Origin of the sequence: Escherichia sp. KCJ4928 (genome assembly GCF_004352695.1) — a bacterium.
Classification (GTDB): domain Bacteria; phylum Pseudomonadota; class Gammaproteobacteria; order Enterobacterales; family Enterobacteriaceae; genus ECMA0423.
Window position 1 is genome coordinate 1 of record NZ_SJWV01000210.1, and the last position, 6572, is coordinate 6572.

The 6572-nt window shown below is 56.0% G+C and carries 2 protein-coding genes and 1 pseudogene; all 3 read left to right on the forward strand.

Features of this window, described 5'->3' with window-relative positions:
* The first annotated feature begins 182 nt into the window (after positions 1-182).
* Complete coding sequence (locus E0D98_RS20415; RefSeq protein WP_071988618.1) at positions 183-422, forward strand: HTH domain-containing protein; 240 nt, start codon at positions 183-185, stop codon at positions 420-422.
* Between the two features lie 612 nt (positions 423-1034).
* A complete protein-coding gene (locus E0D98_RS20425) occupies positions 1035-2801 on the forward strand; it encodes a ShlB/FhaC/HecB family hemolysin secretion/activation protein (protein ID WP_096855857.1) in 1767 nt (588 codons plus the stop codon).
* A gap of 12 nt (positions 2802-2813) precedes the next feature.
* Positions 2814-6572 (forward strand): annotated as a pseudogene (gene cdiA, locus E0D98_RS20430) (contact-dependent inhibition toxin CdiA); the annotation flags it as partial.

Here is a 6572-nt window from a genome sequence, read left to right on the forward strand (position 1 = left end):
TTACTCCTGTATCACATGTAACCACAGCGTGCCGCCTTCCATGCCGCTGGCGCGGCATAAGGAGAAAAAGAACTCGCATTGCTCGATATCTTTTTTCTTTGAACTATAATTCGATGACCTTCGGACGACATCCAGACAGCTGCAAGAAAAAACATGGCCTGGCAGGATAAGGGGCGCTGACATTGAAAACGACAAATTCAATCCTGTGTGTAATCGCCAGCGTCATTGCTGCCGGACAAAATCAAATCTCAATCACTGAACTGGTAAGCCTCTCCGGTATTAGTCGACAGAGTGTTAAGCGGGCAATTCAGATACTGGAACAGGCAGGGCAAATCACCGTTACCAGAACAACCACCAACGGCAAGCGCGGAGCCAACACCTATTACCTGCCAGACCAGAATTTGGGAGGCGGTTGCTGTTGAACATTATCTTAACCACGGCTGCTGCCTGGCGTTTACGGGGTCTGAAGCCCAACCGTACGCAAAGTACGGTTTTTAACAAACGGTATTAAGCCCCGTGACAATATGGCTGTCACAGAGAGCATTCATCCGTTTCTTCTGCCTGAACGACAGGAATTAAAATTCCCAAAAGATTAAAAAACACAACAAAACGGATGTTTCTTCAAAACTCCTTGTGCACCATATGAATGGAAATGACTATTAAACTTGGTGGCACTGATTGGTACAGGGTATGGATGGGGCTTTTTTGCTCCGTTTCCCTCAAAATGGACGTAGCTTCCCCTCTGCGGCTCTCAGCCGCACTACAGCATTCGTGCCAGCGGCTTGATGACAGAAGTGGTTACCCGCAAATTGCAGGACAGCTTTTATGTGAACCTCTCCAGGGGGCGCTGAGCACGTCAGGCAAGAATGTCTGTTTTCCCTTCCCCTCTGTAAACCACAACGCTAATCACATTTCTGACATTTTTCCTGGACTTTACATAACAGGATTGTTTCAGTATGTTTTTTATCGGGTGTAAATTTCAGCACTGACATTCCGCTTACGTTAATTTACACTGAATACCCCACGAGGAGAATATGCAGCACCGGCAGGATAACTTACTGGCGAGCAGAACGTCGTTGCCTGGTATGGTTTCCGGCCAGTGCGCATTTAAGCTCCGCACTTTCTCTCCGGTGGCACGCTATTTTTCCCTCCTCCCCTGCCTTTGTATTCTTTCGTTTTCGTCTCCGGCAGCCATGCTGTCTCCGGGGGACCGCAGTGCAATTCAGCAGCAACAGCAGCAGTTGCTGGATGAAAACCAGCGTCAGCGTGATGCGCTGGAGCGCAGTGCGCCGCTGACTGTCATACCGTCTCCGGAAATGTCTGCCGGTACTGAAGGTCCCTGCTTTACGGTGTCACGCATTGTTGTCAGTGGGGCCACCCGACTGACGTCTGCAGAAACCGACAGACTGGTGGCACCGTGGGTGAATCAGTGTCTGAATATCACGGGGCTGACCGCGGTCACGGATGTCGTGACGGACGGCTATATACGCCGGGGATATATCACCAGCCGGGCCTTTCTGACAGAGCAGGACCTTTCAGGGGGCGTACTGCACATAACGGTCATGGAAGGCAGGCTGCAGCAAATCCGGGCGGAAGGCGCTGACCTTCCTGCCCGCACCCTGAAGATGGTTTTCCCGGGAATGGAGGGGAAGGTTCTGAACCTGCGGGATATTGAGCAGGGGATGGAGCAGATTAACCGTCTGCGTACGGAGCCGGTACAGATTGAAATATCGCCCGGTGACCGTGAGGGATGGTCGGTGGTGACACTGACGGCATCGCCGGAATGGCCTGTCACAGGGAGCGTGGGCATCGACAACAGCGGACAGAAGAATACCGGTACGGGGCAGTTAAATGGAGTCCTTTCCTTTAATAATCCTCTGGGGCTGGCTGACAACTGGTTTGTCAGCGGGGGACGGAGCAGTGACTTTTCGGTGTCACATGATGCGAGGAATTTTGCCGCCGGTGTCAGTCTGCCGTATGGCTATACCCTGGTGGATTACACGTATTCATGGAGTGACTACCTCAGCACCATTGATAACCGGGGCTGGCGGTGGCGTTCCACGGGAGACCTGCAGACTCACCGGCTGGGACTGTCGCATGTCCTGTTCCGTAACGGGGACATGAAGACAGCACTGACCGGAGGTCTGCAGCACCGCATTATTCACAATTATCTGGATGATGTTCTGCTTCAGGGCAGCAGCCGTAAACTCACTTCATTTTCTGTCGGGCTGAATCACACACACAAGTTTCTGGGTGGTGTCGGAACACTGAATCCGGTATTCACACGGGGGATGCCCTGGTTCGGAGCAGAAAGCGACCACGGGAAAAGGGGAGACCTGCCCGTAAATCAGTTCCGGAAATGGTCGGTGAGTGCCAGTTTTCAGCGCCCCGTCACGGACAGGGTGTGGTGGCTGACCAGCGCTTATGCCCAGTGGTCACCGGACCGTCTTCATGGTGTGGAACAACTGAGCCTCGGGGGGGAGAGTTCAGTGCGTGGCTTTAAGGAGCAGTATATCTCCGGTAATAACGGCGGTTATCTGCGAAATGAGCTGTCCTGGTCTCTGTTCTCCCTGCCATATGTGGGGACAGTCCGTGCAGTGACTGCACTGGACGGCGGCTGGCTGCACTCTGACAGAGATGACCTGTACTCGTCCGGCACGCTGTGGGGTGCTGCTGCCGGGCTCAGCACCACCAGTGGCCATGTTTCCGGTTCGTTCACTGCCGGACTGCCTCTGGTTTACCCGGACTGGCTTGCCCCTGACCATCTCACGGTTTACTGGCGCGTTGCCGTCGCGTTTTAAGGGATTATTACCATGCATCAGCCTCCCGTTCGCTTCACTTACCGCCTGCTGAGTTACCTTATCAGTACGATTATCGCCGGGCAGCCGTTGTTACCGGCTGTGGGGGCCGTCATCACCCCACAAAACGGGGCCGGAATGGATAAAGCGGCAAATGGTGTGCCGGTCGTGAACATTGCCACGCCGAACGGGGCCGGGATTTCGCATAACCGGTTTACGGATTACAACGTCGGGAAGGAAGGGCTGATTCTCAATAATGCCACCGGTAAGCTTAATCCGACGCAGCTTGGTGGACTGATACAGAATAACCCGAACCTGAAAGCGGGCGGGGAAGCGAAGGGTATCATCAACGAAGTGACTGGCGGTAACCGTTCATTGCTGCAGGGCTATACGGAAGTGGCCGGCAAAGCGGCGAATGTGATGGTTGCCAACCCGTATGGTATCACCTGTGACGGCTGTGGTTTTATCAACACGCCGCACGCGACGCTCACCACAGGCAAACCTGTGATGAATGCCGACGGCAGCCTGCAGGCGCTGGAGGTGACTGAAGGCAGTATCACCATCAATGGCGCGGGCCTGGACGGCACCTGGAGCGATGCCGTATCCATTATTGCCCGTGCAACGGAAGTGAATGCCGCGCTTCATGCGAAGGATTTAACTGTCACTGCAGGCGCTAACCGGATAACTGCAGATGGTCGCGTCAGTGCCCTGAAGGGCGAAGGTAATGTGCCGAAAGTTGCCGTTGATACCGGCGCTCTCGGTGGAATGTACGCCAGGCGTATTCATCTGACCTCCACTGAAAGTGGTGTCGGGGTTAATCTTGGTAACCTTTATGCCCGCGAGGGCGATATCATACTGAGCAGTTCCGGAAAACTGGTCCTGAAGAACAGCCTTGCCGGCGGCAGTACCACCGTAACCGGAACGGATGTCTCACTTTCAGGGGATAACAAAGCCGGAGGAAATCTCAGCGTTACCGGGACAACGGGACTGACACTGAATCAGTCCCGTCTGGTGACGGATAAAAATCTGGTGCTGTCTTCATCCGGGCAGATTGTACAGAACGGTGGTGAACTGACTGCCGGACAGAACGCCATGCTCAGTGCACTGCACCTGAACCAGACTTCCGGGGCCGTGAATGCAGCTGAAAATGTCACCCTTACCACCACCGATGATACCACACTGAAAGGCCGTAGCGTTGCCGGGAAAACACTCACCGTCAGCTCCGGCAGCCTGAACAACGGCGGGACACTGGTTGCCGGGCGCGATGCCACGGTGAAAACCGGGACATTCAGTAATACCGGTGCCGTCCAGGGGAACGGCCTGAAAGTCACAGCCACTGACCTGACCAGCACCGGCAGTATTAAAAGTGGCAGCACACTCGATATCAGCGCCCGCAATGCCACACTGTCCGGTGATGCCGGTGCAAAAGACAGTGCCCGCGTTACCGTCAGCGGTACACTCGAAAACCGCGGCAGACTCATCAGCGATGACGTGCTGACGCTCAGTGCCACGCAGATAAACAACAGCGGTACCCTCTCCGGGGCAAAGGAACTTGTGGCTTCTGCAGACACACTGACCACCACAGAAAAATCGGTCACAAACAGTGACGGTAACCTCATGCTGAACAGCGCGTCTTCCACACTGGCGGGTGAAACCAGTGCGGGTGGCACGGTGTCTGTAAAAGGCAACAGTCTGAAGACCACGACCACTGCGCAGACGCAGGGCAACAGTGTCAGCGTGGATGTGCAGAACGCACAGCTTGACGGAACACAGGCTGCCAGAGATATCCTCACCCTGAACGCCAGTGAAAAGCTCACCCACAGCGGGAAAAGCAGCGCCCCGTCGCTCAGCCTCAGTGCGCCGGAACTGACCAGCAGCGGCGTACTTGTTGCTTCCGCCCTGAATACACAGTCACAGACCCTGACCAACAGCGGTCTGTTGCAGGGGGAGGCCTCACTCACCGTTAACACACAGAGGCTTGATAATCAGCAGAACGGCACGCTGTACAGTGCTGCAGACCTGACGCTGGATATACCGGACATCCGCAACAGCGGGCTTATCACCGGTGATAATGGTTTAACGTTAAACACTGCCTCCCTCAGCAATCCGGGTAAAATCACCGCTGACACGCTGAACGTCAGGGCGACCACGCTGGATGGCGATGGCCTGTTGCAGGGCGCCGCTGCACTGGCGCTTGCAGGCGACACCTTCTCACAGGGGCGTCACGGACGCTGGCTGACGGCGGGCGACCTCTCCCTCCGGGGTAAAACACTGAATACCGCAGGGACCACGCAGGGACAGAATCTCACCGTGCAGGCGGACAGATGGGCGAACAGTGGTTCCGTGCTGGCAACCGGTAACCTTACTGCTTCGGCAACCGGTCAGTTGACCAGTACCGGCGATATCATGAGCCAGGGTGACACCACGCTGAAAGCAGCCACCACGGACAACCGGGGCAGTCTGCTTTCGGCCGGCACGCTCTCCCTTGATGGAAATTCACTGGATAACAGCGGCACTGTCCAGGGTAACCATGTCACGCTTCACCACAGAAGCACTGACAACAGCGGTACGGTCACGGGGCTGAGCGGTCTGACCCTGCACAGCGCGGACGGGCTTACCAACAGTGGCGCGCTGCTGAGCCAGAACTCGCTGGCGCTGAGCGCAGGAGATGTGACCAACAGCGGCCGGATTCAGGGGCGGAACATCACTCTGGATGCCAGCAGCCTGACCAGCAGCGGTGCTGTTCAGAGTGCGCTGGATTTGGCTCTGACCCTGAGTGACGATGTTATTGCCGCCACCGGCAGCAAAATTACCGCCCTGGGCGATGCCCGTCTGAGCGGCAAAGTGCTGGGTAACCAGGGATTAATCAGCGCGAAGACGCTGGAAGTGAATGGCGATTCGCTCAGCAACAGTGGCGAAATCAGTGGGGTTAACAGCCTGAACGTGACACTCAGTGGTAATCTGCAACAGCACGGTAAAATGCTGACGGGCGGTGCATTAAACGTCAACGCCAGAGACATCAGCAATAGTGGGCAGCTTCAGGGGGCGGATAACCGAATCACCGCCAGTTCGCTGGCCAACTCAGGTCGTGTTCAGGGCGAGAGCGGGCTGACTCTTACATTGCTGAATGCCCTGACCAACCAGACCAGCGGAGTGCTTCTCAGCCAGAACGTATCAGCGCTTTCCGCACCCGCGTTGACCAATGACGGCACCATTCAGGGCAACGGTAAAACCACGCTCAGCGCGGCAACGCAGGCCCACAACAGTGGCAAGATTCTTTCCGGCGGTGAGCTGACGTTCACCACGCCGGACTACAGTGGCAGTGGCTGGCTACAGGCCACTGACCTGCTGCTAAACGTGGCGAAGCTTGCCGGTAATGGCACTGTGATGGCGGCGAATCAGGCAACGCTCACAGGTAACAGTCTGACCAACCGTGGTCTGTTCCAGGCCGCACAACTGAACGTCAACACGCAGACCATCACCAACAGCGGCACGCTGCTGGGTAATCAGGGCCTGACAATAAAAGGGAACAACCTGAACAACGCCGGCGGGAAGGTGTTCAGCGGCGGTGATATGCTTGCTGAAATGGTTTCGCTCAGCGGCGCGGGCCAGCTGGTTGCACTCGGTAACCTGACGCTGAAGCTCACCCGTGGTTTGACCGCACAGGGCGTTATCGCCGCAAATAAACAACTCTCCGTCAGCAGCCTAGGGGATATTACCAATGGCGCCACATTGCAGGGCAACGGTATCACGCTGAATGCTGCAGGCAGACTG

Bases quoted from the DNA above. Each gene is read 5' to 3' on its own strand.
- E0D98_RS20425 (WP_096855857.1), top strand. From the start codon at position 1,035: ATGCAGCACCGGCAGGATAACTTACTGGCGAGCAGAACGTCGTTGCCT.